The organism is Pseudomonas sp. GW823-FHT03E05, from assembly GCF_058796855.1.
On sequence record NZ_JBXAJB010000005.1, the window covers coordinates 434,370 to 459,099 of the forward strand.

The window sequence follows — 24,730 nt, forward strand, 5'->3', positions numbered from 1 at the left end:
GCGAAGCGCCTACAGGTAACGCCCCATGATCTCTTCCACCAGCCCCTCTTGGCGCATCTGGTCCAGGGCCGCCTGGAGCTTGGCCACCACCTCATCGGAGACATCCTTGTTCAGGGCCAGGTACAGCTCGGCGCTGTTGAAGCGCAGCACGGTCTTGAGGCCGCTGATGCCCTCCTGCTTGGCCAGGTAGCGCCCGGCCGGGTCGCCGGTGGCCCAGAGGTCGATCTGCCCCGCCACCAGCTTCTTGGCATTGTCCTGGTCCCGCAGCACCACCTGGGGTGCCAGGCCCTGCTTGGTCAGGGTCTCGGCAATGGCATCGCCCTTGTAGGCGCCGATCTTGTACTTGCGCGCCTGCTCCAGGGATTCGAGGCTGATGGTGCTGCCGGCCTTGGCCAGCATGATCCAGTCATCCGGGCCAATGGGGCCGACCCACTTGAACAGCGGCTCGCGGTCCGGCAGGCGCGCCATGACGAACACACCATAGCCCGGCTGTTCCAGCGCCATCTTGTAGATACGCTCCCAGGGGAAACGCAGGGTCAGGCTGTAATTGATTCCGGCACGCTTGAACATTTCGCGGACGATATCCACGGCGATGCCGTCGATATTCTCGCCCTGGGCGAAGTTCTTGCCGTTCTTGGCCATGTTGTAGGGAGGGAAGTTTTCCGTCAGCAACACCAGGGAGGTGTCGGCGGGTTCATCAGCGCGGGCGAGGCCGCAAAGAACAAGCGAAGCGCTGGCGACAACCACTAGAAGACGTTTGAACATGACGGGCTACCGGAATCCATGGCGTGCTCAAGAGTGCCGTGAGCACGCCATGCTGTCCAGTGGCTACCGCACAACAATCCCGCGCTGAGCCATATAGGCCTTGGCCTCGGGAACCGTGTATTCGCCGAAGTGGAAAATGCTCGCCGCCAGCACTGCGCTGGCATGGCCTTCAATGATGCCGTCGGCCAGGTGCTGGAGGTTGCCGACACCGCCGGAGGCGATCACCGGAATCCCCAGGGCATCGCTGATGGCCCGGGTCACGCCCAGGTCGAAGCCGTTTTTCATGCCGTCCTGATCCATGCTGGTGAGCAGGATCTCGCCGGCACCCAGGCCTTCCATCTTCTTCGCCCACTCCACCGCGTCCAGCCCGGTGGGCTTGCGCCCGCCATGGGTGAAGATTTCCCAGCGCGGGGTTTCACCCGGGCCGGAGACCTTCTTGGCGTCGATGGCGACCACGATGCACTGAGAACCAAAGTGCTGCGCCGCTTCGCCGACGAACTCGGGATTGAACACTGCTGCGGTGTTGATCGAAACCTTGTCCGCGCCGGCATTGAGCAGGTTGCGGATGTCCTGCACGGTGCGCACGCCACCGCCCACGGTCAGCGGGATGAACACCTGGCTGGCCATGCGCTCGACGGTATGGAGGGTGGTATCACGCCCATCGACGCTGGCGGTGATGTCGAGGAAAGTGATTTCGTCGGCACCCTGCTCGTCATAGCGACGGGCAATTTCCACCGGGTCACCGGCGTCGCGGATGTTCTCGAACTTGACGCCCTTGACCACCCGGCCGTTGTCCACGTCCAGGCAAGGGATGATGCGTTTGGCCAGTGCCATGGCGAGTCCTCAGCCTTGGTACGAATCGCAGAAAGCCTGGGCTTCTGCGACATCGAGGGTGCCTTCATAGATCGCGCGGCCAGTAATGGCGCCGATGATTCCTGGAGCCTTGGCATCCAGCAGGGCCTTGATGTCGCCCAGGTTGTGGATACCGCCGGAAGCGATCACCGGGATCCGGGTAGCGGCCGCCAGGGCTGCGGTGAACGGCACGTTGCAGCCCTGCATCATGCCGTCTTTGGCGATGTCGGTATAAACGATGGCGGACACGCCGTCGGCTTCGAAACGCTTGGCCAGGTCGATCACTTGCACGCTGCTGACTTCAGCCCAGCCGTCGGTGGCGACGAAACCGTCCTTGGCGTCCAGGCCGACAATCACCTTGCCGGGGAACGCGCGACAGGCCTCGGCGACGAACTCCGGCTCCTTGACCGCCTTGGTGCCGATGATCACGTAGCTCACGCCAGCCTTGACGTAGTGCTCGATGGTTTCCAGGGAACGGATGCCGCCGCCGATCTGGATCGGCAGGTTCGGGTAGCGCTTGGCGATTGCGGTGACCACCTCGCCGTTGACCGGCTGGCCTTCGAAGGCACCGTTCAGGTCCACCAGATGCAAGCGCCGGCAACCCCCTTCAACCCACTTGGCAGCCATGCTCACCGGGTCATCGGAGAACACCGTGGAGTCTTCCATGCGGCCTTGGCGCAGACGCACACAGGCGCCGTCCTTGAGATCGATAGCGGGAATAATCAGCATCTGGCAAACCTTCAAGTTCGATTGTTCAGCTTCACTCGGAAATCAGTTTTTCTCGAGCGCCCACAGGTCGCTTTCGATGCTTTCGAACCTCTCCTTGAGGTGCGCCTGCACATCGAAAATCGCCCGGTTGTAATAGTGCGGAGCAATTTCGCGGGTAAACAGTTCAAGAACCTCCGCCGCTTCGAACGAGCCCAGCTCGAGCTCGAACCGATCCTCCAGGAAACGCTTGATCTTGTGCGTCGCCTCGCTCTCCTGTTCGGCAGTGAGGCTCAGGATCGGCGGCTTGGGTTTCTTGATCGCCATTTACCAGCGACCGTCCCAGGCGGCGAAATTCTGCAGCAGCTGCAGGCCGTGGGTATGGCTTTTCTCCGGGTGGAACTGCACGGCGAAACGCGAGCCGTCGGCCAGCGCCGCGGCGAAATCCACGCCATAGTGACCGCTGCCCACCACCTGCCGTGCGTTACCGGCATTGATGTAGTAGCTGTGCACGAAGTAGAAGCGCGCCAGGTCTGCAATGTTGTGCCATAGCGGGTGGTCCACCGCCTGCTTCACTTCGTTCCAGCCCATGTGCGGCACCTTCAGGTGCTCGCCATCCTCGATCAGGCCCTTGCCGAAGAACTTCACCTGGCCGGGAAACAGGCCGATGCAGTCCACGCCTTCGTTCTCTTCACTGTGGTCGAGCAGCGCCTGCATGCCCACGCAGATACCGAGGAACGGACGGTCCTGGCTGACCTCGCGCACCAGGGCATCGAAGCCCAGGCGGCGGATCTCGGCCATGCAGTCACGGATCGCGCCCACTCCGGGGAACACCACCCGGTCGGCTTCGCGAATCACGCTGGCATCGCTGGTGATCAGCACCTTGCCGGCGCCCACGTGCTCCAGGGCCTTGGCCACCGAGTGCAGGTTGCCCATGCCGTAGTCGATGACGGCGACGGTCTGCATTACAGCACGCCCTTGGTCGACGGCATCTGGCCGGCCATGCGCTCGTCCAGCTCCACCGCCATGCGCAGCGCGCGGCCGAAGGCCTTGAACACGGTCTCGATCTGGTGGTGAGTGTTGGTGCCGCGCAGGGTGTCGATGTGCAGGGTCACGTTGGCGTGGTTGACGAAGCCCTGGAAGAACTCCTGGAACAGGTCGACATCGAAACCACCGACGGTGGCGCGGGTGAACGGCACATGCATCTGCAGGCCAGGGCGGCCGGAGAAGTCGATCACCACGCGGGACAGGGCTTCATCCAGCGGCACATAGGCATGGCCGTAGCGACGGATGCCTTTCTTGTCGCCGATGGCCTTGCTGAACGCCTGGCCGAGGGTGATACCGACATCCTCCACGGTGTGGTGGTCGTCGATATGCAGGTCGCCCTTGCTTTCGATGTCCAGGTCGATCAGCCCGTGCCGGGCGATCTGGTCCAGCATGTGCTCAAGGAAGGGCACGCCGATATCGAATCGGGCCTTTCCGGTGCCATCCAGGTTGATCGAGGCTTTGATCTGGGTTTCCAGAGTGTCGCGCTCGACAGATGCCTTACGTTCGGCCATCACCAGCTCCGCAAAATCATTGGGCGAAAAAGGCGAATAGTATAGGCCCCACGGCGGCTAAACAGAAACACGATGGACAATATCCTGACGGGCGCCAGCCAATGGCTGCGGGGCTGTACCTGTCATGACAACTATAGAAAACGGCTTGCCGGTGAAGGCGCCAGGCCTGGCAGGCCCGGGCACCTTGTTCGCCGGCCAGCGGGCTCCTGCGCAGGAGCTGGCTGGCCGGCGAAGCCCTTAATGGAACAGCACCGCGGTCTTCTGCAGGGTGACCCACACGCCCCACGCCAGGGGAATGCCCACGGCCAGCCAGGCAGCGATCACCAGCGGCAGGGTGGCGGATGAGGCCTTCCACTCCAGCACGACGCTGTTGTCGGCGCCCTTGTCATGGCCCAGGGCCTGCTCGGCCGCCAGTTGCTCGTCGGTCATGAAGTACTTGTCGGCCACCGGGCGCACCAGCAGGTTGCACAAAAAGCCCAGCACCAGCAGGCCGGCGAGGATGTACAGGGTGATGTCGTAAGCCGCAGCGCGCTCGACGCCGATGCTCAGCTGGTACTCGCGCAGGTAGTTCACCAGCACCGGGCCCAGCACGCCCGCCGCGGCCCAGGCGGTCAGCAGGCGACCATGGATAGCGCCCACCATCTGGGTGCCGAACAGGTCCGCCAGGTAGGCCGGCACCGTGGCGAAACCGCCGCCGTACATCGACAGGATGATGCAGAACGCCGCCACGAACAGGGCGATATTGCCCAGGTGGCCGAGGTTCGGGATCAGCGCATAAAGGGCAAAGCCCAGGGCAAAGAACACGAAATAGGTGTTCTTGCGGCCCAGGTAGTCGGAGAACGACGCCCAGAAGAACCGCCCGCCGATGTTGAACAGGCTCAGCAAACCGGTGAAGCCGGCGGCAATCGCGGCAATCTGCGCCAGTTGCCCGGCGTCCAGCTGGCTGAAGGTCAGGCCATTGCCCAGCAGCTTGCCGGCAAACACTTCCTGCAGCAGGGGCGAGGCCATGCCGAGGATGCCGATACCGGCCGAAACGTTGAGGCACAGCACCAGCCACACCAGGCGGAACTGCGGGGTCTTCCAGGCCACGTTCACGTGCACGTGGCGGTGGGTGATCATCGCATTGGCGGCTTTCTTCGCCGGTGCGGTCCAGCCCTCAGGCTTCCAGCCGGTAGGCGGAACCCGGTAGGCCAGGGCGCCACCGATCATGAACACGAAGTAGATGGCCGCCATCACCAGGAAGCTCTGCCACACGCCAACGCTGGTCGGCGTTGCAAAGTGGCCCATCAGGGCCGCCGCCAGGGGCGCACCGACCATGGCGCCGCCGCCAAAGCCCATGATCGCCATGCCGGTGGCCATGCCGCGCTTGTCCGGGAACCACTTGATCAGGGTCGACACCGGGGAGATATAGCCCAGGCCCAGGCCGATACCGCCGATGACCCCGGAGCCTATCCACATCAGCCAGATCTGGTGGGTGTAGATCCCCAGCGCCGAGATCAGCAGGCCGCCGCACCAGCACAGTGCCGAAACCACACCGGCCTTGCGCGGGCCGGCATGTTCCAGCCAGCCGCCCCAGATCGCCGCCGAGCACCCCAGGAAGATGAAGAACAGGGTGTAGATCCAGCCGAGCATGGAGATCGGCCAGTCACACTGGGACGAAAAGATCTGCGCGATGAAGCCCATGCCGGGCTCGCAAGCCACGGGCGCACTGACGCCCAGGGCCTTGGACAGCGGCAGCCAGAACACCGAAAAGCCATAGGCCATGCCGATGCACAGGTGGATGGCCAGAGCGGCCGGTGGAACCAGCCAGCGGTTGAAACCGGGCTTGGCGATGATGCGTTCTTTGGACAAGAACGCTGGCTGAGCGGACGGACTGGCCGCCGCGTTGCTAGTGCTCATGGATGTTTCCCCCAATTATTAGAATTGTTCATCGGCCACTCTTCTGCGACGACCTTGGCACACCGGCGCGGTCGTTTTATTGAGTAAAGCTCCATTTGGGCAGACGCGACATTAAGTCGCACAAGGGCGGACGAACCGCGAGAGGTTACCATTTGCGACAAACTAAAAAACCAAACTGACATCACCTTTTTTCCCGCAGCTGTTTTGCCCACAGGCCCGGCCGCTGGCCAAAAAAAACCGCTACAACGAAAAAATCTCTAACTGCAATGGGTGACCAGTCGTCAGGTTCAGAGCGCTATACTCCCCCGCTAAATTTTGAATTCGACATACAAGGACTCGCCCATGAAAGCGTTCGGCAAAATCCTGGGTCTGGTAATTCTCGGGCTGTTGCTGATCATCGTGGCTCTGGGCTTCGCCCTGACCCACCTGTTTGATCCCAACGACTACAAAGACGAGATTCGCCAGATTGCCCGCGACAAGGCCCACATCGAGCTGACGCTCAATGGCGACATCGGCTGGAGCCTGTTCCCCTGGCTGGGCCTGGAACTGCACGATGCCGGCGTCGCCACCCTGGCCAACCCGACCCAACCTTTCGCCGACCTGCAGATGCTCGGCCTGTCGGTCCGGGTGTTGCCGCTGCTGCGCCGCGAAGTGCAGATGAGCGATGTGCGTGTCGAAGGCCTGAACCTGCGCCTGACCCGCAACAAGGACGGCCACGGCAACTGGCAGGACATTGGCAAGGCCGCACCGACCGACAAGCAGGCCGAGACTCCGGCCGCCAGTACCGGCGAAGCCAGCCAACCACCAGCCGGCGCGGACAAACCCGCGCAGCCGATCCGCCTGGATATCGACAGCCTGACCGTGAACAACGCCCGGGTTGAGTACAACGATGAACAGACCGACAAGCAGTTCACCGCCGAAAGCATCCAGCTGAGTACCGGGCCGATTCACGAAGCCACCAACACCCCGGTCAAGCTCACGGCCTTCCTCGCCAGCAGCCAACCCGCAGTGCGCGTGCGCACCGAACTCAATGGCGAACTGCGCTTCGACCGCGCCCTGAAGCGCTACCAGTTCGAAGACATGCGCCTGTCCGGCGAAGCCGCCGGCGACCCGTTGCAAGGCAAGACCCTGACCTTCGCAGCCCAGGGCCAGCTGCTGCTGGACCAGGCCGCCAACGTTGCCCAGTGGACCGGCCTGAAGGTCTCCCTCAATCAGTTGCGCGCCCTGGGTGAGCTCAAGGTCAACGACCTGGACAAAACCCCGCAGATCAGCGGCGGCATCTCCATTGCCCAGTTCGACCTGGCGAGATTCGTCGACAGCATCGGCCAGACCCTGCCCGCCATGGGTGAAGGCAGCCTGAGCAAGGTCGAGCTGGTCAGCCGCCTGCAAGGCACGCCCACCAGCCTGGCCCTGGAAGACCTGAACCTGAAGCTCGACGACAGCACCTTCAGCGGCCGCCTGGCCATCGAGGACTTCGACAAGCAATCCCTGCGCGCCCAGCTCAAGGCCGACACCTTTAATGTCGACCGCTACCTGCCGCCCAAGTCCGCCGAAGCCAACAGCGCGGCATCGGCACGCAAGGCCGAAGTGCAGAGCAGCGAAGCCGATGCCATGGCCGGAGCCGGCAGCACCCCGCTGCCCAACGCACCGACCAAGGGCGCCTGGAGCACTGACCGCCTGCTGCCGGTGGAGCGCCTGAGCAAACTCGACGTCGATGCCGACCTGAACTTCGGCCAACTGACCCTGGACAAGCTGCCGATCCAGAATGCCGCACTCAAGGCCTCCGGCCAGGGTGGCCTGCTCAAGCTTTCCAGCCTGCGCGGCGAGCTGTACAACGGCAGCTTCGATGCCAGCGGCAACCTCGATGTGCGCCAGAGCACACCGCAGTTGAGCTTGCAGACCAAGATCAACCGGGTGCCGGTGGAACGCATCCTCGAAAGCCAGGGCCAGAATCCTCCGGTCAAGGGCCTGGTGACCCTGAACAGCAACCTCAGCGGCAGCGGCAACAGCCAGAAGGCACTGATCGACAGCCTCAACGGCACCGCCAGCTTCGTCATCAACAACGGCGTGCTGCTCAACGCCAATATCGAACAGCAGCTGTGCCAGGGCATCGCCGTGCTCAACCGCAAGAACCTCAGCAGCACGCCACGGGGCAAGGACACGCCCTTCCAGGAGCTCAAGGGCAACCTGACGCTGCACAATGGCGTGGCCAGCAACCCGGACCTGAAAGTGCGCATCCCCGGCATGACGGTGAACGGCAACGGCGACATCGACCTGCGAGTGCTGGGCATGGACTACCGGGTCGGCATCATTGTCGAAGGCGACCTGCGGGATAACCCGGACCCGGCCTGCCAGGTGGGCGAGCGCTTTACCGGCATCGAGCTGCCGCTGCGCTGCCGCGGCCCGCTGGAGCTGGGGGCCAAGGCCTGCCGCCTGGACAAGGACGGCCTGGGCCAGGTAGCGGCCAAGCTGGCCGGTGACCGCCTGCAGCAAAAGATCGACGAGAAACTGGGGGACAAGGTCAGCCCGGAACTGAAGAACGCGCTCAAGGGGCTGTTCAAGCGATGAGAGCCGAGGCGTTTTCAACGGCGGTGCTGGACTGGTACGACCGCCACGGCCGCCATGACCTGCCCTGGCAGCAGGACATCAACCCGTATCGGGTGTGGGTCTCGGAGATCATGCTGCAACAGACCCAGGTCAGCACCGTGCTCAACTACTTCGACCGCTTCATGGCCTCGCTGCCCACGGTGCAGGCCCTGGCCGAAGCCCCGGAAGACGAAGTGCTGCACCTGTGGACCGGCCTGGGCTACTACACCCGGGCGCGCAACCTGCAGAAGACCGCGAAGATCGTCATGGCCGAATACGGCGGCGAGTTCCCCCGGGACGTGGAAAAGCTCACCGAACTGCCGGGCATCGGCCTGTCCACCGCCGGCGCCATCGCCAGCATCAGCATGGGCCTGCGGGCGCCGATCCTCGACGGCAACGTCAAGCGGGTGCTGGCACGCTTCACCGCCCAGGAGGGCTACCCCGGGGAGCCCAAGGTGGCCAGGCAGTTGTGGGCCGCCGCCGAGCGCTTCACCCCCCACAGCCGGGTCAACCACTACACCCAGGCGATGATGGACCTGGGGGCGACGCTCTGTACCCGGAGCAAGCCCAGCTGCCTGTTGTGCCCCCTGGAGCGCGGCTGCGAAGCCCACATGCTCGGCCTGGAAACCCGCTACCCGATCCCCAAGCCACGCAAGGAAGTGCCTCAGAAGCGCACCCTGATGCCGATGCTAGCCAACCGCGAAGGCGCCATCCTGCTTTACCGGCGGCCCTCCAGCGGCCTCTGGGGCGGGTTGTGGAGCCTGCCGGAGCTGGATGGCCTGGACGACATCCAGCACCTGGCCCTGCAGCACTCCCTGGAACTGGGCCAGCAACAGCAGATGCCCGGGCTGGTGCACACCTTCAGCCACTTCCAGCTGGCCATCGAACCCTGGCTGATCCGGGTCGAAGAGTCGGCCCTGCACGTCGCCGAGGCCGACTGGCTCTGGTATAACCTCGCCACCCCGCCGCGCCTGGGCCTTGCCGCCCCGGTGAAAACGCTGCTCAAACGCGCGGCCGAAGTCTTGAATGCAGGAGAGTCGTCATGACCCGCACCGTAATGTGCCGCAAGTACCAGGAAGAACTGCCGGGCCTGGAGCGCCCTCCCTACCCGGGGGCCAAGGGCCAGGATATTTTCGATCACGTCTCGGCCAAGGCCTGGGCCGACTGGCAGAAACACCAGACCCTGCTGATCAACGAAAAGCGCCTGAACATGATGAATGCCGACGATCGCAAATATCTGCAGGGCGAGATGGACAAGTTTTTCTCCGGCGAGGAATACGCCAAGGCCGACGGCTACGTGCCGCCGGCTGAGTAAAGCTGTTGAAAATCGGGGGTGGAACGTAAGCGACGGTAATAATTAAACATTTTTTTCAAAACTTGCTTGACGCCCCCCTGAAAAACCCGTTTAATGCGCCCCGTTGCCCAGATAGCTCAGTCGGTAGAGCAGGGGATTGAAAATCCCCGTGTCGGCGGTTCGATTCCGTCTCTGGGCACCACCTTCAGCTTTCAGGTGGTGTATGCATCACGTGAAAGCAACCAGAAAACCCGCCTAGTGCGGGTTTTTTGTTGCCTGAGATTTGGCCCTTCCCCGTATAACCTGCACCGCCAAGAGTGTTGCACCCCGGCAGAAATACCCCGCCCCCCATGACCCGACTCAAGTCGTGGCTTGCCGGCACTCTCTCAGTTTGCCAACCCTTCAGGCTGCCCCCCCCTGTGGGGACTTAAGGGCTGCGTCAGGCCAGTTTGAAGGCAGCCCGAATCCTATCGATCCTGGCTGCCTTCACTCATTATCTGCCTGCGCCGATCAGCGGCCCCGTCTACAGCCTCCATCGCCTGCCCCTGGGCCACATCGAGCAAGGCCACGCCATCACCGAGCAGCAACGAGGCGATGTCGGCGATCTGGAACAGATCGCTGGCGTCGGCAGCTTGCGCGGTCATGCAGGACAGGCTGTTAACCAGCTTGTGGAGGACGCGTATGCGCTGATCGGCGCAGGCCAGAAGATCGAACAGCGGCACGCGGGGTAGGAAACGGTCACAAGATCCGGCCACGCCGAAGCGTGCCCGCGTACAGCTGCCATGACGCATAGACAGCAAACAACACCCAAAGCGCTGGGTGCTTCTTATGATCAGGTTCCTACACCCGGCCGCTGATTTGGCAGCGACCCGCAAAAACCCTGAATCACTCGATTCAGGGCTTTTCATGCGTGCAATTGGCCATTGCCCAGACTCAGCACCGGGCAACATTCCAGCCCTCTCTCAGTAACCGTTATTCCAGTGGACGTTGAGATCACGCATGGTCGCCACGCCCATGTCGACCATGCTGCGCTGTTCCAGCCCTTTGCGGGTGGTGATGACCTGGTATCTGCCGGCCGGCAACTGCACAAAGACGATCGGGCCCACTCCGCTCAGGCTCAACAGCTGATGCCCTTGCGGGTTCTGGATCAGCACATCGACATCCGAGGTGTATTCATTCCCTGAGCCGACGGAAAAGGTCATGTGCAGGTTGTAACCCTTGGCCTGCTGAATGGCCCGCGACTCGTCCAGGCCGATGCCGCCGCTGACATAGGAAATGCCGTTCTGTTGCAGCGGCTCCAATTGCACGCCAGCCGGGTCGATCGGCTCATTGCTGGTAGAGGCGGAGCGCACGCTCACTGGTGCGGCCAATAGCAGCACCGCGATAACACCTGACAGGACACTCATAGAAAAGGACTTCATGATGACCACTCCCGGGTTCGTCTCGAACCACTGAATGGGACGCCACCGTCAGGCCTCTGGCCCCGGGACGGCAGCGCCCGGGTCTCCCCTGCTTCATCTTGAATGGCCAGGCCATGTCTCAGGCCAGAAGCCGAATGAAAACCCTCGCTCGCCTTGTGCAACCAGGCTCGCCCATAGCTCCTGCTATTGAGTGTAAAACCTGACACAGGGCGGTTTAGATCGATTCGGCGTGAGGCCTTTAACCAAAGGTACCTAGGCTAGGGGACCAGCCCCTCGGCTCGGAGCCTGCGCCGCCTGCCAATGCCTCATCTCCTCGGCGATGAAGTGCTGCACCAGATCGCTGTACATCTTCTCGATGGCATCCGGGTTCAGGCCTTCGGCCGCCGCCCAATCGCGACGAGTGGCCAACATGGCTTTGAAACGCTCCTCGGCGCGCACGGTGGCCGCCGAGGTCTTGAATTTCGATGCCGCCAGTACGTACTGGAAGCGCGCGCCGAGCAAGGCGATGACCGCTCGATCCAGGGCATCGATTTCCCGGCGGATATCGTCCATGCCCTGGCATTGTTCCGGGCTCATCTGGTTCTTCACTTCCATGCTCAAGGCTCCATCGACGAATAGGGATACCCGGGCTCGACCGGGCCCGGATTATTCCCATGGGCCCGCCTGGGAGTAAAGTTGCAGGCATCCGCCCATCCGGGCGCAAAGGAAATGCTCTCGTGAACCAGAAACGAACCCGAGTCCGCCTGCCCCATCCCCAGCCCGGCAAGACCCGCAGCGGGGCCTGGTTTTTTTTGCTGATCGGCAGCGTGCTGCTGGCACTGACTGCGCTGCTGGGCTGGACCCTGGTAAGCGCGCTGCTGGACGGGCAGATCGTCACCAGCAACCGTGCCGGGCCGAAGCTCGCCTACAGCCAGGCGTTGCAGCCCACCCAGTTTTATATCGAGCTGCTCTGGCAGGGCACCAGCACCCTGTTGCTGGGTGCCCTGGCAGTTGCCGCGCTGTGGATCGCCCGGGTATTAATGGGCGCACAAAAAAATCGTCGCTGAACGCCAGGGGTCGCTCCGGCCCGTTACAGCCGCCAAGGAACAACCGCCCATGTCCCTGCTGTCCTCGCCCGACCTGCCGGCCGCCGGCCCCGCCACTGCCGAGCCGGCGCCCGGCCCCAGTGAACGCTTCAGCGAAGTGGCGGCGGACGGTTTCCGCCTTGGCGGCTTCAGCTGGCGCCACGCGCAAGCCGATCCGGCGCGCGCAGTGGTGATCATCAACGCCGCGACCTCGGTGCGCTGCCGCTATTACTTTCGCTTCGCCGACTACCTGTTCGCCAACGGCTTCGACGTGATGACCTACGACTACCGCGGCATCGGCGAGTCGCGCCCGGCCTCGCTCAAGGGGCTCAAGGCATCCTGGTCGGATTGGGGCGCGCTGGATTTCGAAGCCATGCTGCAACGCGCCCGGCGCGAGTTTCCCGGGCAACCGATCGACGTGGTGGGCCACAGCTTCGGCGGCTGCGCCCTGGGCCTGGCGGCCTCCGCCGGGGTGATCCGCCGCGCGGCCACCATGGGGGCGCAGTTCGCCTACTGGCGCGACTACGTGCCCGCCCAGCGCTGGCGCATGCTGGGCAAGTGGCATGTGCTGATGCCCCTGCTGACCCGCCTGTACGGCTACTTCCCCGGCAAGCGCCTGGGCTGGATGGAAGACACCCCCGCCGGGGTGGTCCGCGACTGGGCCACCCCGCACCCACGCTACGAAGGCCGCCCCAGCGGCCGCAGGCTGGCCGCAGAGCGCAGTGGGCAGCCCTTCGCCCAGGTCAGCGCCCCGATCCTCGCCATCAGCGTCAGCGACGACCCCTTTGGCACCGTGGCAGCCATCGAGCGGCTACTGGGCTACTTCGACAACAGCACGCGCACCCATTGGCGCATTCGCCCCGAGGACATCGGTGAGGTCGAGATCGGCCACTTCGCCTTCTTCCACAGCCGCTTCGAAAGCCGGCTCTGGCCGCTGCTGCTGCACTGGCTGCAGCACGCAAGCCCGGCCCCGAACAGCCCGGGGCAAGAGCTGACGCCGGGGCGCTGATCAGGCAAAGGCGTTGATGAACCAGGTGATCAGCGGGATCGCCACGATGTCGATCAATACCGCACCGCACAGCGGCACGATGATGAAGGCCTTGTAGGAAAAGACCTTGTAGTGATCACAGATCGCGCCCATGTTGGCCACCGCATTGGGCGTGGCCCCCAGGCCGTGGCCCATGAAGCCGGCACACAACACCGCCGCGTCGTAGTTGCCGCCAAACAGGCGGAACAGCAGGAACACGCACAGCAGCACCATCACCAGCACCTGCACCACCAGGATCACCAGCAGCGGCAGGCCGAGCTGTTCCAGTTCCCAGAACTTCAGGCTCATCATGGCCATGGTCAGGAACACCCCCAGGCATACGTCGCCCAGGGTGCTCACGGCGCTGTCGGGGATGTCGATGATCCGCGCCCGGTCATTGAGATTGCGCAGGATGATCGCCACGAACATCGCCCCCACGTAGCTTGGCAGGACGATGCCCAGGTGCTCGTTCAGCGCGCTGCCGATCCAGAAACCCAGCACCATGATCAGCAGAATGCAGGTCAGCAGGCGCAGCAGGGTCGGCGCATCCAAAGGCGCCACCGAACCCTGGGCAGCGTTTTCCAGGTGCTGCAGGGTACTGACCTGATCGGCCTGGATCTGCAGGCGGTTGCGCTCGATCAGCCAGCGCGCCAGCGGGCTGCCCAGCAAGCCGCCGGCAACCATGCCGAAGGTGGCCGAGGCCAGGGCCGCCGTGGTGGCCCCCACCGCCCCGAGGTTTTCCGCGATCGGGCCAAAGGCCGCCGCCGCGCCAAAGCCACCCTCCAGGGACACCGCACCGGCCATGATGCCCAGCAGCGGATCGATGCCCAGCGCCTTGGCGGCACCGACCCCCACCAGGTTCTGCAGCAGCGCCAGGGACCAGCAGGCCCCCAGATAGACGAACAGGATCTTGCCGCCACGACGCAGCAGGCCGAGGCTGCCCCCCAGGCCCACGGTGGTGAAGAACGCCACCATCAAGGGCGTCTGGATCGCGGTGTCGAGCTTGATCGCCAGCAGTTGCTGATCGCGCAGCAGCCAGACGATCAGGGCAAAGCCGAAACCGCCGATCACCGGCGCCGGGACACAGAGCTGGGTCAGCCAGCGGCTGCGTTTCTTCAGCTGGGCTCCCACCCCCAGCAGGATCAGGGCCAGCGCCAGGGTGGTCAGCGCGTCCAATTCAAAAGTCGGCATGGCAAACATCTCTTCTTGTCATTGTGGTGTTGCGCGGCGAGGGGCATGCCCCTCAGTGAATCAGGCTGGCCAGCAGACGCGCGGCCACGCGGGCGGTGCGCTGGTCCTGGTCGAGCCCGGGATTGAGTTCGGCAATGTCGGCCACGCGCAATTTGCCGCTGGCCCGAGCACGGCGTACCAGGTGCTCGACCACCTGCACATCCACCCCGTGGGCCGAGGGCGCGCTGACGCCGGGAGCCTGGCTGGCTGGCAGCACATCCAGGCACAGGGTCATGTAGAGCACGTCGATACCGTCGAGAAAAGCGTCCAGGCAGGCCTCGACTGCCGGCAGGTTCCAGCCTTGCATCTGCCGGTCCAGCAGGTAGCGCACATCGAGCTCCCGGGCTTGCTCGAACAGCGCCTGGGTGTTGCTCAACTCGCTGACCCCCAGGCAGCAATACTCGAAAGGCATGCCGGCCTGCCGGCAGTACTCGGCGATCTGCCGGAACGGCGTGCCCGAACTGCTTTGCGGCGCATGGCGCAGATCGAAGTGGGCATCGAAATTGAGAATGCCGATGCGCGGGCAGGGCTGTTGGCGGCGCAGGTGATCGGCCAGGCCACTGAAGCTGGCAAAGGCGATTTCATGACCACCGCCCAGCCCCAGGGCCAGGTGCCCCTGTTCGAGCAACAGGCCGAGGCGCTCGGCGTAGCGCTGCTGGGCGCTTTCCAGGTGGTGGTCGGTGCAGGTCACGTCCCCTGCGTCGTACAGCGGGCCGGTGCCGTGCCAGGCCAGGTTGGCCAGGGCCGCGCGCAAGGCTGCCGGGCCCTGGCTGGCACCGGTGCGCCCCTGGTTGCGCTTGACCCCCTCGTCACAGGCCAGCCCGAGCAAGGCGATACCCGCCGGCTGCTGTTCGGCCCAGGGCTGCACCCACTGGTGCCAGCGCCGGGCGGCAAGGCCTTCGGCCAGGTCGATACGACCCTGCCACAGGTGCATGGGGGCGGTGCTGATCATGGTCTTGCTCCAGTCAATTCAATCCAGTCGGGCGCTCAGGCGCTGGGCCGCTTCGCGGGTCCAGCGGATCAGCCGCTCACTGCGCTGTTCGGCGCGGAACGCCGGGGCCATGAGGCTGATGGCGCCTTGCAAGCGGTCACGGCTGTCCAGCAAGGGCGCGCTGACACCCCAGATGCCCAGATCGATCTCGCTCAGGCTCACCGCATGCCCGGCGGCGCGAATGGCCCCGTAGCTGTCCAGGTGCGCGGCGAAATCCGCCTCCTCGACGCCCTGCTGGCGCAGGATCGACAAGCACAGCTCAGGCTCCATGTAGGCCAGCAACACCTTGGCCGAGGCGCCCAGCAGCAGCGGCTGCGCCAGGCCTTTCTGGTAGCAGCAGCGCAAGGGCTGCGGGCTGTCCACCAGCTCGATGCAGATCGCCTGCCCGTTGCTTGGCACCATCAGCGCGACGCTTTCCTGGCTGAGTTCGGCCAGACGGTTGAGCTCCGGCTTGGCCAGGGTCACCAGCAGGCCTTCGCGGTCGAACTTCTTCGCCAGTTGCAGGCAAGCGGGCCCTGGCAGGTAACGGCCCTGGCCATTGTCCTGGGCCAGCCCCCAGCGCAGCAGGGTCTTGAGGTGGCGATAGGTGCTGCTCAGGGGCTGCTGCAGGTTCAGCGACAGCTCCTTGGCAGACATGGCCTCCGGGGATTGCCCCAGGGCCACGAGTATTTGCAGCAGACGGTCAGTGGGCGTGTGGTAGTGCATAGCGGCCTCTTGCAGCCATGGTGCATGGAGTTTCCCGGCAAATGAAATCAGATTCCCAGGCAGTGGGAAAAGGCTGCAAAAAACCTTTGGCACAGGTGCTGCGCCGCAATGGACCTCGGCCCATGCAGGATCGTCGGTACCCGCCTTGAGGCCTTGGCGGGTGCCAGCGCAGCGATTTGCTGGCATCCTTTCCCGCCTGACCGGCCGTTCGCCCCGAATCCGCGAGCGCCGCCCCTTTGCGCAACAAGGTAAGACGCCCATGGCATCGATCGACAAACAACACAAACGTGCCGCCCGGGCAAAGGCCAAGGCCAAGCAGAACCGCGCCAAGCGCACTGCACCGACCTCGGAGCTGGAACTGGACCCCAACGACAGCCGCATCGACTTCGAATCGGTGGACCTGACCGAGCTGTTCGTGAAGATGCGCGACGCCGAGAAAACCAGCCAGCAGGCGCTGTGCACGGTCTTCCTCTCGGACCCGCTGCTGGAACTGGTCTATGAGCAGGAGGGCGAACAGGGCGCCACGGACTTCATCCTTGCGGCGCTGATCGAATACCGTAACTGGTCCACCGAGGCCGACGAGGCCACGGCCCTGGCCTGGATCGAGTCCGAGGCCTTCCAGGCCGACTACATGGCCGCATCCCAGGCACTGTTCAGCGCCGAAGGCTGAGTTTCTTCCGGGCATGAAAAAAGGGCGCATTCAGCAATGAATGCGCCCTTTTCCGTTTCAGCCAAACAGCCTGGCGTGATGCTCAGGCAGCTTCCAGCCGAGGGATTTCCATGCCGATGCGCGAGCTGGCGAAGCTGAGGTCGCCGCTGGCGATGGACTGGGCCTTGAAGCCTGCGCCGATCAGGTCGCGTACATACAGCTTGTTGTAGATGAACATGAACACCAGGTTGCTCAGGCCGAAGGTGAACATGGCCAGCAGGAACATGATGGCGGCCCATTTCCAGTCGGCGCGGAACAGCGCCGGGATGAAGCCGAAGAAGAACACGGTCCAGGAGAAACCGACTGGCGCTTCCTTGATGGCTCCGGTGTTCGGGTTTTTGAAGATGATTTTAGTGAACGCCATGCGCGTCTCCTTGCCGCCCTTTCTTTAAGGGACCAATGGCCGGGCGATCACCATTGAACCCTGAATGCTCGTTCTTCGAGCCGGGACTGTCAGGCAGGCGCTGACACTCAGGAACCATGGCGGCTACGCAGGGAACAAGGGACAGAGGCAGAAGGCGGATTCAGGGCCCCGACAAGCATTCAATCCCTTGCAATACAGCGCTATTCCATAGCTCCTCTCACGCTGGCACGCAAGAGCTCTTATCGAAGAGCGCGCAGGCTACTATTTCGCCAGCGGGCTGTCCATGAAACGCCATGTAACAAGTCACAAATCCAGCAAAAAGGCCACCGTCAATGCTGACGGCAGCCTTTTTTGCCTTTCAGAACGCCAAACTCTCAGAGCCGGCGTCCCCTGCCGGGGCCTTCTTCAGTGCCTGGTGGTACTGCTCGGCGCTGATTTCGCTGAGTGTCGCGTAGCCGTCGTACTGGTAGAAACGCTGTTTGTCGCGAGCATAGCGGTCCGCGACAAACTCCAGGCTGGCCAGGTCGATGCGCTTGGCACTCACCGGCCGCCGGCCACAGAACAGCTTGCGCGTGCCCAATTGCAGAAAGTCCGGATGAGGAACCCTCACTTCCTCCGGGCTGAATTCCACCTCCAGCGGTTTGCCGGCAGCAAACATCAGTGTCGCGGTGAAGGCGTAGCTGCCCATGACGCGAGTGTGCGCCGGGTCGAGGGGCTTCTTTCTTGCGCCGTAGTAATACACCGCCCCCTTGTCCCGGGCCCAGCCATGCCCGCATGACTCGAAGCTGGCCAGATCCGCTTTGGCCATAGGCTCGGGCACCTGATAAAAGACACTGTGGCAAAAAACCCTCTGGCCATCGGTCAGGTACGGGCCGCCCAGGGCACGGTAATGATCGGCGCAGGCCGAAGAGAATCGCTCCGGCACCCGGGTCTCGGCGCGATGAAAGGGGATCAGATACAAGCCATTGGCGTCGCCACACAGGTGTGTGTCCAGCAGCTTGAAACTGCCGGCATCCAGACCATTGATGGGGCGGCCATGGAAGTGCACCTGGCTCCCCAGCTCGAACCCGGAGCCGATGGAACGCAAGGCCTGGGCTGTTGACGCCGATGGTGCCTGCAAGCGATGCCACCAATAATCTTGCAACTGCGGATGCGCCTCGAAGTACGCCGACCACTCTTGCAGCATGGTGTCATCGATCACCCCATCCGAACCGAGCGGGCCGTGCCTGTCACCCACCAGCAACGGCGAATAGTTGCCTTCGCCACGCTCCAGCTGGGCCACTACAAAACTCTCTACATCCACGTCCAGCGGCTTGCTGCGCCGGTAGACGCGATGCCGGTCAGCGTAGTAATCGAATCCCAGGTGACGGAAACTCGGGCCATCGGCACCACGCAGGCGGGTGCCATTGCAGTAGACGAACTGATCGTCCACGGCAAAGTACGGGTCCGCCGCTTCACTCTGGCTCAAGATCCGGCCACCGGCATCGAACACCGACTGAACACGGTTCAGCAGGCGGAAGTCACCGACATAGCGCAGGGTTTTTCCGGTCAGGTAATAAGCCCGCCGTGCGTCCTTGGCGTAGCGCTCGTTGAGCACGCTGAAAGTCGCCAGATCGACGTTGTCGATGCGGTAGAAATACTCATAGGCGATGCTCGAGCCCTGCTGCGCCTGGACAATCACCGAATGCCCATCCGTACCCCAGCGCCAGGCCAGCATCTGGAAGCCATCCGGATTGGCAATCGGCAACGCCGAACCGTCCTTCTGATGCAGCACAACGCCGCCCCGGCAGACTTGGCCGCTGATCACTTGATAAGCCGGATGGTTGGTACCGCGTACCTGCTGCTCCGCGCTGGCGATCGCCCGGGCGCCGAGGAAGACCTTGTCCCCGTCACTGAACAGCACCGACCCCGCAGGCCAGTTTTCTGGCACCGGGTGCACAAGCGCCAGGCGCTCAGGCTGCGCGCCGTCGATCACCTCCTGCCCGTAGTCATGACAGAAGTAGGCACGGCACTGATCACGCCAATGGTCATGGCCCAGGCTCTGCAAGCCCCGACACACACGCACCGGCAAGGCTTGCAACGGGTGGTAGCCATAACGCGCGAAGTAACGGGGCAACGCATAATAATCGGCCCGCGCATCACGCAGCAGGTGCCGATGAACACGATGTCGCCAGAGCGGCTCGCCCTCTACCAGGGGGGAAGCCGGGAATTGCTCGGTCGCGGCCTGGCAAGCCTGCTCAGCCGGGGTCCGCCCTTCACGCTGCAGCATGAGGTAGACGTCCCGGGCTCGCTCCTCCACCAACAGGGCCCCTTCCACGAAGGCGAACCCTTGATGCCATTCGAGGTCGAGCAGTTCCCACTCGGCATCATCCATATCCAGGTCTTTCATCGCTGCATCCCAAGCTAACCGAGTGGCGGATTATCAGCAGGCGCCCCGGGTGGGTAAAGCGCCCCGTCGCCAGGCCGCGAGCGAGCCTCTGCCCGCCACCAGCAGCCCCCCCCAAGTTGCATCCGGACATGAAAAAGGCCGCGGTCATTTCTGAGCGCGGCCTTTTCATAAAGAGCGGAGCAAACCGTCAGTTCAGTGCCAGGGCACCATTGCGCTCGGCCTTGCGCCGACGGGCCACCATCAGGCCGGCAGCGATGACGATGACACTCAGCAGGCCAGTGGCGAGGATCTCCACCCGGTGCTCTTCCTGGAACAGCATGATGCCCAGCACCGCGACGATGAACACGATCACAGCGTAAGTCAGGCCCGGGAACAGCCACATGCGGAAGGCGATCTTCTCGCCGGCAGCCATGCGCTTGTGGCGCATGCGCAGTTGCGAGACGGCAATCACCAGGTACACCAGCAAGGCGATGGCGCCGGAGCTGGCCAGGAGGAATTCGAACACCGCCGCCGGAGCGACATAGTTGGCGAACACCGCGAGGAAGGCCGCAGCGGTGGACAGGATCACCGCCCAATAAGGCGTGCCGCTGGCGTTGGTGCGCTTGGCGGCGGCCGGGGCATCGCCACGCTTGCCCAAGGAGAACAGCATGCGCGAGGCAGTGTAGAGCGCCGAGTTCAGGCAACTGGTCACGGCCACCAGCACCACCAGGTCAACGATCAGCTTGGCATTGGGGATGCCCATGCGGTCGAGCACGGTCTGGTAGGAGCCGACCTGGGCCAGGCTCGGGTCGTTCCACGGCACCAGGGCCACAACGATAAAGATCGATACCAGGTAGAACAGGCCGATCCGCCAGATCACCGAATTGGTGGCCTTGGAGATCTGCTTGCCCGGGTTGTGGGATTCCGCCGCGGCGATGGTGACGATCTCGGTGCCCATGAAGGAGAACATGGTGGTCAGCATGGCGGCCAGTACCGCGCCCATGCCGTTGGGCATGAAGCCCTGGGTGTCCACCAGATGCGATACGCCGCTGACCTGGCTGTTGGGGAGCAGGCCGCAGATGGCGGCGAGGCCGAGGATCACGAAGCCGATGATGGCTACCACCTTGATCAGGGCGAACCAGAACTCGAACTCACCGTAGTTCTTCACGCTGAACAGGTTGGTGGCGGTCAGCAGCAGGGTGATCACCAGAGTGAAGACCCAGATCGCCACGTTGGGGAACCAGGCATGCAGGATGGTCGCGGCAGCGTTGGCTTCCAGGGGAATCACCAGCACCCAGAACCACCAGTACAGCCAACCGATGGTGAAACCGGCCCAGTGGCCGATGGCGCGGTCCGCGTAGGTGGAGAACGATCCGGTGTCCGGCGAAGCCACGGCCATTTCCGCCAGCATGCGCATCACCAGCACCACCAGGGTGCCGGCGGCGGCATAGGCCAGCAGCACGGCGGGGCCGGCTTCGGCAATGGCGTGGCCGGAGCCGACGAAGAGGCCTGCGCCGATCACGCCGGCAATCGACAGCATGGTCACATGCCGCGGTTTGAGCCCCTGTTCGAGGTCATTGGAGAGTTGCGTACCGCTCATGAAAAGCACCTTTGCAACGAAAAAAGAGTAACTCCACCCGGTCTGCATTCGTTCTCGTAAAAAGAATCCAACAGGGCGTTCTTTATATCGCACGCAAGAATTGCGCCAAAATGTTACAGAACCCCGGGCAACAAGGGTTGGCGAGCCGACCGATGGAAATCCCAAGTCATTGAGAACAATGGCATTTCGCCATTTCGTTACCGGCCGACTCAATTGCAGGACGAAATGACGCACCAAAAACACACCCGAAAAGCAGCCGATGAGCGATTAGAGTGCAGATCCATGACCTTTGGCCCGTTAACCCTTCCAACACCCGGCCAAAGCTGGCACCATCGCGCCTTTTTTTACGCGACACCTACCGGATTTCAGGCGGATACAGGGTTCAAACAGGCGTTCGGTTGTTGATGGGGCGACAGTCTTCTGTGCTGATGCGACAACCTGCCACACACCGTCTGTTTACCTCCGGTAGCGCTGTTGGCTGCGCTTGGAACCCTATGCTAGCTTGGCGCCTCGCCAGGAAGGCCGCCCAACAGCAGGAGCACAATGAACTCAATGAGGACCGCACATGGCTGAGGCCACGCCCGCGCTTGAAATCCGCAACTTGCACAAACGCTACGGCACTCAGGAGGTACTCAAGGGTATCTCGCTGACCGCACGCGACGGTGACGTGATATCGATCCTGGGTTCCTCCGGCTCCGGCAAGTCCACTTTCCTGCGTTGCATCAACCTGCTGGAAAACCCGCACCAGGGCCAGATCCTGGTGGCCGGCGAAGAGCTCAAGCTCAAGGCCGCGAAAAACGGCGAGCTGGTAGCCGCCGACGGCAAGCAGATCAACCGCCTGCGCAGCGAAATCGGGTTCGTCTTCCAGAATTTCAATCTCTGGCCGCACATGAGCGTGCTCGACAACATCATCGAGGCGCCACGCCGGGTGCTGGGCCAGAGCAAGGCCGAGGCCATCGAAGTGGCCGAGGCGCTGCTGGCCAAGGTCGGCATCGCCGACAAGCGCCACGCCTACCCGGCACAGCTGTCCGGCGGCCAGCAGCAGCGCGCCGCCATCGCCCGGACCCTGGCGATGCAACCCAAAGTCATCCTGTTCGACGAGCCGACCTCGGCCCTGGACCCGGAAATGGTCCAGGAAGTCCTCAACGTGATCCGCGCCCTCGCCGAAGAAGGCCGCACCATGCTGCTGGTCACCCACGAAATGAGCTTTGCCCGTCAGGTCTCCAGCGAAGTGGTGTTTCTGCACCAGGGTCTGGTAGAAGAGCAAGGATCGCCACAGCAGGTCTTCGAGAACCCGCTTTCGGCACGCTGCAAACAATTCATGTCCAGCAACCGCTAACGGAGCTACACGCATGCAGAGCTATAAGAAAATCCTCCTGGCCGCTGCCGTCACCCTGGCCTTCAGCGCCAGCGCTGCCGCCGAGACCCTGAAGATGGGCATCGAAGCAGCCTACCCACCGTTCAACAACAAGGACGCCAGCGGCCAGGTCGTGGGCTTCGACAAGGACATCGGCGACGCCCTGTGCGCCAAGATGAAAGTCGAGTGCACCGTGGTCACCTCCGACTGGGACGGCATCATCCCGGCCCTGAACGCGAAGAAGTTCGACTTCCTGATCTCCTCGCTGTCGATCACCGATGAGCGCAAGCAGGCGGTGGACTTCACCGACCCGTACTACTCCAACAAGCTGCAGTTCATCGCGCCCAAGGCCAACACCGACTTCAAGACCGACAAGGCCTCGCTCAAGGGCAAGATCATCGGCGCGCAACGGGCGACCCTGGCCGGCACCTGGCTGGAAGACAACCTGGGCGACGACATCACCATCAAGCTTTACGACACCCAGGAAAACGCTTACCTGGACCTGACCTCCGGCCGCCTGGACGCGATCCTGGCCGACAAGTACGTCAACTACGAGTGGCTCAAGAGCGACGCGGGCAAGCCTTATGAGTTCAAGGGCGAGCCAATGGTGGAAAGCGACAAGATCGGGATTGCCGTGCGCAAGAAAGATCCACTGCGCGAGAGGCTGAACGCCGCCCTGAAGGAAATCGTGGCCGACGGCACCTACAAGAAGATCAACGACAAGTACTTCCCGTTCAGCATCTATTGATACTGACTTGCCTGACCGGCGCTCACCCCCTGGGCGCCGGTCCTTAGCAAAGCCATCCAGACCCCATGAATATCGATCTCTTCGGATTCGGCCCGGCGCTCGCCGCCGGCGCGCTGATGACCGTCAAGCTGGCCCTCTCGGCGTTATGCCTGGGGCTGGTGCTCGGTCTGCTCGGCGCCTTGGCCAAGACTTCCCCGTACAAGCCGCTGCGCTGGCTTGGCGAAACCTATTCGACCATCGTGCGCGGCGTCCCGGAACTGCTGTGGGTGCTGCTGATCTACCTGGGCACGGTGAATACGATGAACGCGCTGGGGGAGCATTTCGGCAACCCCGACCTGGCCCTCAGCCCGTTCCTTGCCGGGGTGATCGCCCTCGGGCTGTGCTTCGGCGCCTATGCCACGGAAGTGTTTCGCGGCGCGATACTGGCCATCCCCAAGGGCCACCGCGAGGCCGGCACCGCGCTGGGCCTTTCCAAGTGGCGGATTTTCAGCCGCCTGATCCTGCCGCAGATGTGGCGCATCGCCCTGCCGGGCCTGGGCAACCTGTTCATGATCCTGATGAAGGACACCGCGCTGGTGTCGGTGATCGGTCTTGAAGAAATCATGCGCAACGCGCAGAACGCCGTGACCTTCGCCAAGCACCCGTTCACCTTCTACATGGTCGCGGCCGTCATGTACCTGGGCCTGACCGTGCTGGCCATGATCGGCATGCACTTCCTGGAAAAACGCGCCGCCCGCGGCTTTGTGAGGACGACGTAATGGAATGGGAAGTCATCTACAAATGGCTGCCGAAGTTCATCCAGGGCGCGACACTGACCCTGGAGCTGGTGGGCATCGCGGTGATTCTCGGCCTGCTGCTGGCCATCCCGCTGGGCATCGCCCGCTCGTCCAAGCTCTGGTACGTGCGCGCCCTGCCCTACGCCTACATCTTCTTCTTTCGCGGTACGCCGCTGCTGGTGCAGCTGTTCCTGGTGTATTACGGCCTGGCGCAGTTCGACGCGGTGCGCGAGAGCTTCATGTGGCCCTACCTGCGCGACCCGTTCTGGTGTGCCACCGCCACCATGACCCTGCACACCGCGGCCTATATCGCCGAGATCCTGCGTGGCGCAATCCAGGCCATTCCGCCCGGTGAAATCGAAGCGGCGCGGGCCCTGGGCATGTCCAGGCCCAAGGCGCTGTTCTACATCGTCCTGCCACGGGCGGCACGCATCGGCCTGCCGGCCTACAGCAACGAAGTCATCCTGATGCTCAAGGCCAGCTCCCTGGCCAGCACCGTGACCCTGCTGGAGCTGACCGGCATGGCGCGCACCATCATCGCCCGCAACTACCTGACGGTGGACATGTTCTTCACCGCCGGGGTGTTCTACCTGTTGATGTCGTTCATCCTGGTCCAGGCCTTCCGCCAACTGGAACGCTGGCTGCGGGTCGACGCCTGCCAGGGACGCTGACCCTCTCCCGCTCCCGCCAGGGAGCGGGCCTGCCCCGGA

26 protein-coding genes and 1 tRNA gene are annotated in these 24,730 nt (G+C 63.3%); 11 read left to right on the forward strand and 16 right to left on the reverse strand.

The window, feature by feature from the left end; translation table 11 throughout:
* Positions 1 to 9: 9 nt before the first annotated feature.
* The 7 genes from AC1RCO_RS22325 to AC1RCO_RS22355 form a co-directional block, all read right to left on the reverse strand.
* Positions 10 to 765: a substrate-binding periplasmic protein gene (locus AC1RCO_RS22325; protein WP_169892965.1), complete on the reverse strand. Its 756-nt coding sequence runs from the start codon at positions 763 to 765 to the stop codon at positions 10 to 12.
* A 63-nt stretch (positions 766 to 828) separates the two neighbouring features.
* Complete coding sequence (gene hisF, locus AC1RCO_RS22330) at positions 829 to 1,599, reverse strand: imidazole glycerol phosphate synthase subunit HisF (RefSeq protein ID WP_015633827.1); 771 nt, start codon at positions 1,597 to 1,599, stop codon at positions 829 to 831.
* 9 nt (positions 1,600 to 1,608) lie between these two features.
* On the reverse strand, positions 1,609 to 2,346 hold the full coding sequence (gene hisA, locus AC1RCO_RS22335) for a 1-(5-phosphoribosyl)-5-[(5-phosphoribosylamino)methylideneamino]imidazole-4-carboxamide isomerase (RefSeq protein WP_011058739.1): 738 nt from the start codon (positions 2,344 to 2,346) through the stop codon (positions 1,609 to 1,611).
* 42 nt (positions 2,347 to 2,388) lie between these two features.
* The gene (locus tag AC1RCO_RS22340) at positions 2,389 to 2,649 is read right to left on the reverse strand and encodes a DUF2164 domain-containing protein (protein ID WP_011058738.1); all 261 of its coding nucleotides are present in this window, start codon (positions 2,647 to 2,649) and stop codon (positions 2,389 to 2,391) included.
* On the reverse strand, positions 2,650 to 3,288 hold the full coding sequence (hisH, locus tag AC1RCO_RS22345) for an imidazole glycerol phosphate synthase subunit HisH (RefSeq protein ID WP_019093880.1): 639 nt from the start codon (positions 3,286 to 3,288) through the stop codon (positions 2,650 to 2,652).
* Positions 3,288 to 3,881, reverse strand: coding sequence for an imidazoleglycerol-phosphate dehydratase HisB (gene hisB, locus AC1RCO_RS22350; protein ID WP_011058736.1), 594 nt, complete (start codon positions 3,879 to 3,881; stop codon positions 3,288 to 3,290). The genes hisH and hisB overlap by 1 nt, the downstream gene beginning before the upstream one ends.
* Before the next feature lie 237 nt (positions 3,882 to 4,118).
* Complete coding sequence (locus AC1RCO_RS22355; protein ID WP_492618051.1) at positions 4,119 to 5,780, reverse strand: OFA family MFS transporter; 1,662 nt, start codon at positions 5,778 to 5,780, stop codon at positions 4,119 to 4,121.
* Between the two features lie 342 nt (positions 5,781 to 6,122).
* Between AC1RCO_RS22355 and AC1RCO_RS22360 the strand changes: the two genes are divergently transcribed.
* The 4 genes from AC1RCO_RS22360 to AC1RCO_RS22375 all read left to right on the forward strand — a co-directional run bounded on the left by AC1RCO_RS22360 (position 6,123) and on the right by AC1RCO_RS22375 (position 9,862).
* Positions 6,123 to 8,348 (forward strand): AsmA family protein, encoded by a 2,226-nt coding sequence (locus AC1RCO_RS22360; protein WP_492618052.1) that lies wholly within the window; start codon positions 6,123 to 6,125, stop codon positions 8,346 to 8,348.
* Positions 8,345 to 9,412 (forward strand): A/G-specific adenine glycosylase, encoded by a 1,068-nt coding sequence (gene mutY / locus AC1RCO_RS22365; RefSeq protein ID WP_053148603.1) that lies wholly within the window; start codon positions 8,345 to 8,347, stop codon positions 9,410 to 9,412. Before AC1RCO_RS22360 ends, mutY begins: the two co-directional genes overlap by 4 nt.
* Positions 9,409 to 9,681, forward strand: coding sequence for an oxidative damage protection protein (locus AC1RCO_RS22370; RefSeq protein ID WP_011058732.1), 273 nt, complete (start codon positions 9,409 to 9,411; stop codon positions 9,679 to 9,681). The genes mutY and AC1RCO_RS22370 overlap by 4 nt, the downstream gene beginning before the upstream one ends.
* Before the next feature lie 105 nt (positions 9,682 to 9,786).
* Positions 9,787 to 9,862: transfer RNA gene (locus tag AC1RCO_RS22375), tRNA-Phe, on the forward strand.
* 265 nt (positions 9,863 to 10,127) lie between these two features.
* On the opposite strand, the gene AC1RCO_RS22380 is transcribed toward AC1RCO_RS22375, so the two are convergent.
* The 3 genes from AC1RCO_RS22380 to AC1RCO_RS22390 all read right to left on the reverse strand — a co-directional run bounded on the left by AC1RCO_RS22380 (position 10,128) and on the right by AC1RCO_RS22390 (position 11,675).
* On the reverse strand, positions 10,128 to 10,610 hold the full coding sequence (locus AC1RCO_RS22380; RefSeq protein WP_492618053.1) for a hypothetical protein: 483 nt from the start codon (positions 10,608 to 10,610) through the stop codon (positions 10,128 to 10,130).
* Between the two features lie 12 nt (positions 10,611 to 10,622).
* Complete coding sequence (locus AC1RCO_RS22385) at positions 10,623 to 11,081, reverse strand: hypothetical protein (protein WP_019093885.1); 459 nt, start codon at positions 11,079 to 11,081, stop codon at positions 10,623 to 10,625.
* 252 nt (positions 11,082 to 11,333) lie between these two features.
* Complete coding sequence (locus AC1RCO_RS22390; protein WP_065364820.1) at positions 11,334 to 11,675, reverse strand: isochorismate lyase; 342 nt, start codon at positions 11,673 to 11,675, stop codon at positions 11,334 to 11,336.
* A gap of 122 nt (positions 11,676 to 11,797) precedes the next feature.
* Here AC1RCO_RS22390 and AC1RCO_RS22395 point away from each other — a divergent pair, with 122 nt between their 5' ends.
* Together AC1RCO_RS22395 and AC1RCO_RS22400 are read left to right on the forward strand one after the other, a co-directional pair.
* Positions 11,798 to 12,127: a hypothetical protein gene (locus tag AC1RCO_RS22395; protein ID WP_065364819.1), complete on the forward strand. Its 330-nt coding sequence runs from the start codon at positions 11,798 to 11,800 to the stop codon at positions 12,125 to 12,127.
* Between the two features lie 49 nt (positions 12,128 to 12,176).
* Positions 12,177 to 13,154, forward strand: a complete 978-nt coding sequence (locus AC1RCO_RS22400; protein WP_072443820.1) for an alpha/beta hydrolase family protein — start codon at positions 12,177 to 12,179, stop codon at positions 13,152 to 13,154.
* Here the strand turns inward: AC1RCO_RS22400 and gltS are convergent, their stop codons facing one another.
* From gltS to AC1RCO_RS22415, 3 genes are read right to left on the reverse strand one after another with little or no spacing between them, the layout of a single operon-like run.
* Positions 13,155 to 14,363 (reverse strand): sodium/glutamate symporter, encoded by a 1,209-nt coding sequence (gltS, locus tag AC1RCO_RS22405; RefSeq protein WP_065364941.1) that lies wholly within the window; start codon positions 14,361 to 14,363, stop codon positions 13,155 to 13,157.
* 52 nt (positions 14,364 to 14,415) lie between these two features.
* On the reverse strand, positions 14,416 to 15,354 hold the full coding sequence (gene hutG / locus AC1RCO_RS22410; protein ID WP_041115264.1) for a formimidoylglutamase: 939 nt from the start codon (positions 15,352 to 15,354) through the stop codon (positions 14,416 to 14,418).
* 18 nt (positions 15,355 to 15,372) lie between these two features.
* A complete protein-coding gene (locus AC1RCO_RS22415) occupies positions 15,373 to 16,098 on the reverse strand; it encodes an IclR family transcriptional regulator (RefSeq protein ID WP_019093890.1) in 726 nt (241 codons plus the stop codon).
* 259 nt (positions 16,099 to 16,357) lie between these two features.
* On the opposite strand from AC1RCO_RS22415, the gene AC1RCO_RS22420 reads away from it, so the two are divergent.
* A complete protein-coding gene (locus AC1RCO_RS22420) occupies positions 16,358 to 16,768 on the forward strand; it encodes a hypothetical protein (protein WP_011058723.1) in 411 nt (136 codons plus the stop codon).
* A gap of 82 nt (positions 16,769 to 16,850) precedes the next feature.
* On the opposite strand, the gene AC1RCO_RS22425 is transcribed toward AC1RCO_RS22420, so the two are convergent.
* The 3 genes from AC1RCO_RS22425 to gabP all read right to left on the reverse strand — a co-directional run bounded on the left by AC1RCO_RS22425 (position 16,851) and on the right by gabP (position 21,139).
* On the reverse strand, positions 16,851 to 17,171 hold the full coding sequence (locus AC1RCO_RS22425; RefSeq protein WP_047335447.1) for a hypothetical protein: 321 nt from the start codon (positions 17,169 to 17,171) through the stop codon (positions 16,851 to 16,853).
* Positions 17,172 to 17,529: 358 nt separating this feature from the next.
* On the reverse strand, positions 17,530 to 19,560 hold the full coding sequence (locus tag AC1RCO_RS22430; RefSeq protein ID WP_492618054.1) for a DKNYY domain-containing protein: 2,031 nt from the start codon (positions 19,558 to 19,560) through the stop codon (positions 17,530 to 17,532).
* 187 nt (positions 19,561 to 19,747) lie between these two features.
* Complete coding sequence (gene gabP, locus AC1RCO_RS22435) at positions 19,748 to 21,139, reverse strand: GABA permease (protein WP_011058720.1); 1,392 nt, start codon at positions 21,137 to 21,139, stop codon at positions 19,748 to 19,750.
* A gap of 565 nt (positions 21,140 to 21,704) precedes the next feature.
* On the opposite strand from gabP, the gene AC1RCO_RS22440 reads away from it, so the two are divergent.
* The 4 genes from AC1RCO_RS22440 (at position 21,705) to AC1RCO_RS22455 (ending at position 24,691) form a co-directional block, all read left to right on the forward strand.
* Positions 21,705 to 22,478: an ABC transporter ATP-binding protein gene (locus AC1RCO_RS22440; protein WP_011058719.1), complete on the forward strand. Its 774-nt coding sequence runs from the start codon at positions 21,705 to 21,707 to the stop codon at positions 22,476 to 22,478.
* Positions 22,479 to 22,491: 13 nt separating this feature from the next.
* Entirely contained in the window at positions 22,492 to 23,244 is a 753-nt protein-coding gene (locus AC1RCO_RS22445) for an ABC transporter substrate-binding protein (protein ID WP_047283533.1), read from the forward strand.
* Between the two features lie 65 nt (positions 23,245 to 23,309).
* On the forward strand, positions 23,310 to 24,002 hold the full coding sequence (locus tag AC1RCO_RS22450; RefSeq protein ID WP_047283532.1) for an ABC transporter permease: 693 nt from the start codon (positions 23,310 to 23,312) through the stop codon (positions 24,000 to 24,002).
* Entirely contained in the window at positions 24,002 to 24,691 is a 690-nt protein-coding gene (locus tag AC1RCO_RS22455; RefSeq protein WP_047283531.1) for an ABC transporter permease, read from the forward strand. Before AC1RCO_RS22450 ends, AC1RCO_RS22455 begins: the two co-directional genes overlap by 1 nt.
* Positions 24,692 to 24,730: the final 39 nt, after the last annotated feature.

Coding starts and splice junctions, on each gene's coding strand:
- AC1RCO_RS22325 (WP_169892965.1), bottom strand. CDS start 765: ATGTTCAAACGTCTTCTAGTGGTTGTCGCCAGCGCTTCGCTTGTTCTT.
- hisF (WP_015633827.1), bottom strand. CDS start 1,599: ATGGCACTGGCCAAACGCATCATCCCTTGCCTGGACGTGGACAACGGC.
- hisA (WP_011058739.1), bottom strand. CDS start 2,346: ATGCTGATTATTCCCGCTATCGATCTCAAGGACGGCGCCTGTGTGCGT.
- AC1RCO_RS22340 (WP_011058738.1), bottom strand. CDS start 2,649: ATGGCGATCAAGAAACCCAAGCCGCCGATCCTGAGCCTCACTGCCGAA.
- hisH (WP_019093880.1), bottom strand. CDS start 3,288: ATGCAGACCGTCGCCGTCATCGACTACGGCATGGGCAACCTGCACTCG.
- hisB (WP_011058736.1), bottom strand. CDS start 3,881: ATGGCCGAACGTAAGGCATCTGTCGAGCGCGACACTCTGGAAACCCAG.
- AC1RCO_RS22355 (WP_492618051.1), bottom strand. CDS start 5,780: ATGAGCACTAGCAACGCGGCGGCCAGTCCGTCCGCTCAGCCAGCGTTC.
- AC1RCO_RS22360 (WP_492618052.1), top strand. CDS start 6,123: ATGAAAGCGTTCGGCAAAATCCTGGGTCTGGTAATTCTCGGGCTGTTG.
- mutY (WP_053148603.1), top strand. CDS start 8,345: ATGAGAGCCGAGGCGTTTTCAACGGCGGTGCTGGACTGGTACGACCGC.
- AC1RCO_RS22370 (WP_011058732.1), top strand. CDS start 9,409: ATGACCCGCACCGTAATGTGCCGCAAGTACCAGGAAGAACTGCCGGGC.
- AC1RCO_RS22380 (WP_492618053.1), bottom strand. CDS start 10,610: ATGTTGCCCGGTGCTGAGTCTGGGCAATGGCCAATTGCACGCATGAAA.
- AC1RCO_RS22385 (WP_019093885.1), bottom strand. CDS start 11,081: ATGAAGTCCTTTTCTATGAGTGTCCTGTCAGGTGTTATCGCGGTGCTG.
- AC1RCO_RS22390 (WP_065364820.1), bottom strand. CDS start 11,675: ATGGAAGTGAAGAACCAGATGAGCCCGGAACAATGCCAGGGCATGGAC.
- AC1RCO_RS22400 (WP_072443820.1), top strand. CDS start 12,177: ATGTCCCTGCTGTCCTCGCCCGACCTGCCGGCCGCCGGCCCCGCCACT.
- gltS (WP_065364941.1), bottom strand. CDS start 14,363: ATGCCGACTTTTGAATTGGACGCGCTGACCACCCTGGCGCTGGCCCTG.
- hutG (WP_041115264.1), bottom strand. CDS start 15,354: ATGATCAGCACCGCCCCCATGCACCTGTGGCAGGGTCGTATCGACCTG.
- AC1RCO_RS22415 (WP_019093890.1), bottom strand. CDS start 16,098: ATGCACTACCACACGCCCACTGACCGTCTGCTGCAAATACTCGTGGCC.
- AC1RCO_RS22420 (WP_011058723.1), top strand. CDS start 16,358: ATGGCATCGATCGACAAACAACACAAACGTGCCGCCCGGGCAAAGGCC.
- AC1RCO_RS22425 (WP_047335447.1), bottom strand. CDS start 17,171: ATGGCGTTCACTAAAATCATCTTCAAAAACCCGAACACCGGAGCCATC.
- AC1RCO_RS22430 (WP_492618054.1), bottom strand. CDS start 19,560: ATGAAAGACCTGGATATGGATGATGCCGAGTGGGAACTGCTCGACCTC.
- gabP (WP_011058720.1), bottom strand. CDS start 21,139: ATGAGCGGTACGCAACTCTCCAATGACCTCGAACAGGGGCTCAAACCG.
- AC1RCO_RS22440 (WP_011058719.1), top strand. CDS start 21,705: ATGGCTGAGGCCACGCCCGCGCTTGAAATCCGCAACTTGCACAAACGC.
- AC1RCO_RS22445 (WP_047283533.1), top strand. CDS start 22,492: ATGCAGAGCTATAAGAAAATCCTCCTGGCCGCTGCCGTCACCCTGGCC.
- AC1RCO_RS22450 (WP_047283532.1), top strand. CDS start 23,310: ATGAATATCGATCTCTTCGGATTCGGCCCGGCGCTCGCCGCCGGCGCG.
- AC1RCO_RS22455 (WP_047283531.1), top strand. CDS start 24,002: ATGGAATGGGAAGTCATCTACAAATGGCTGCCGAAGTTCATCCAGGGC.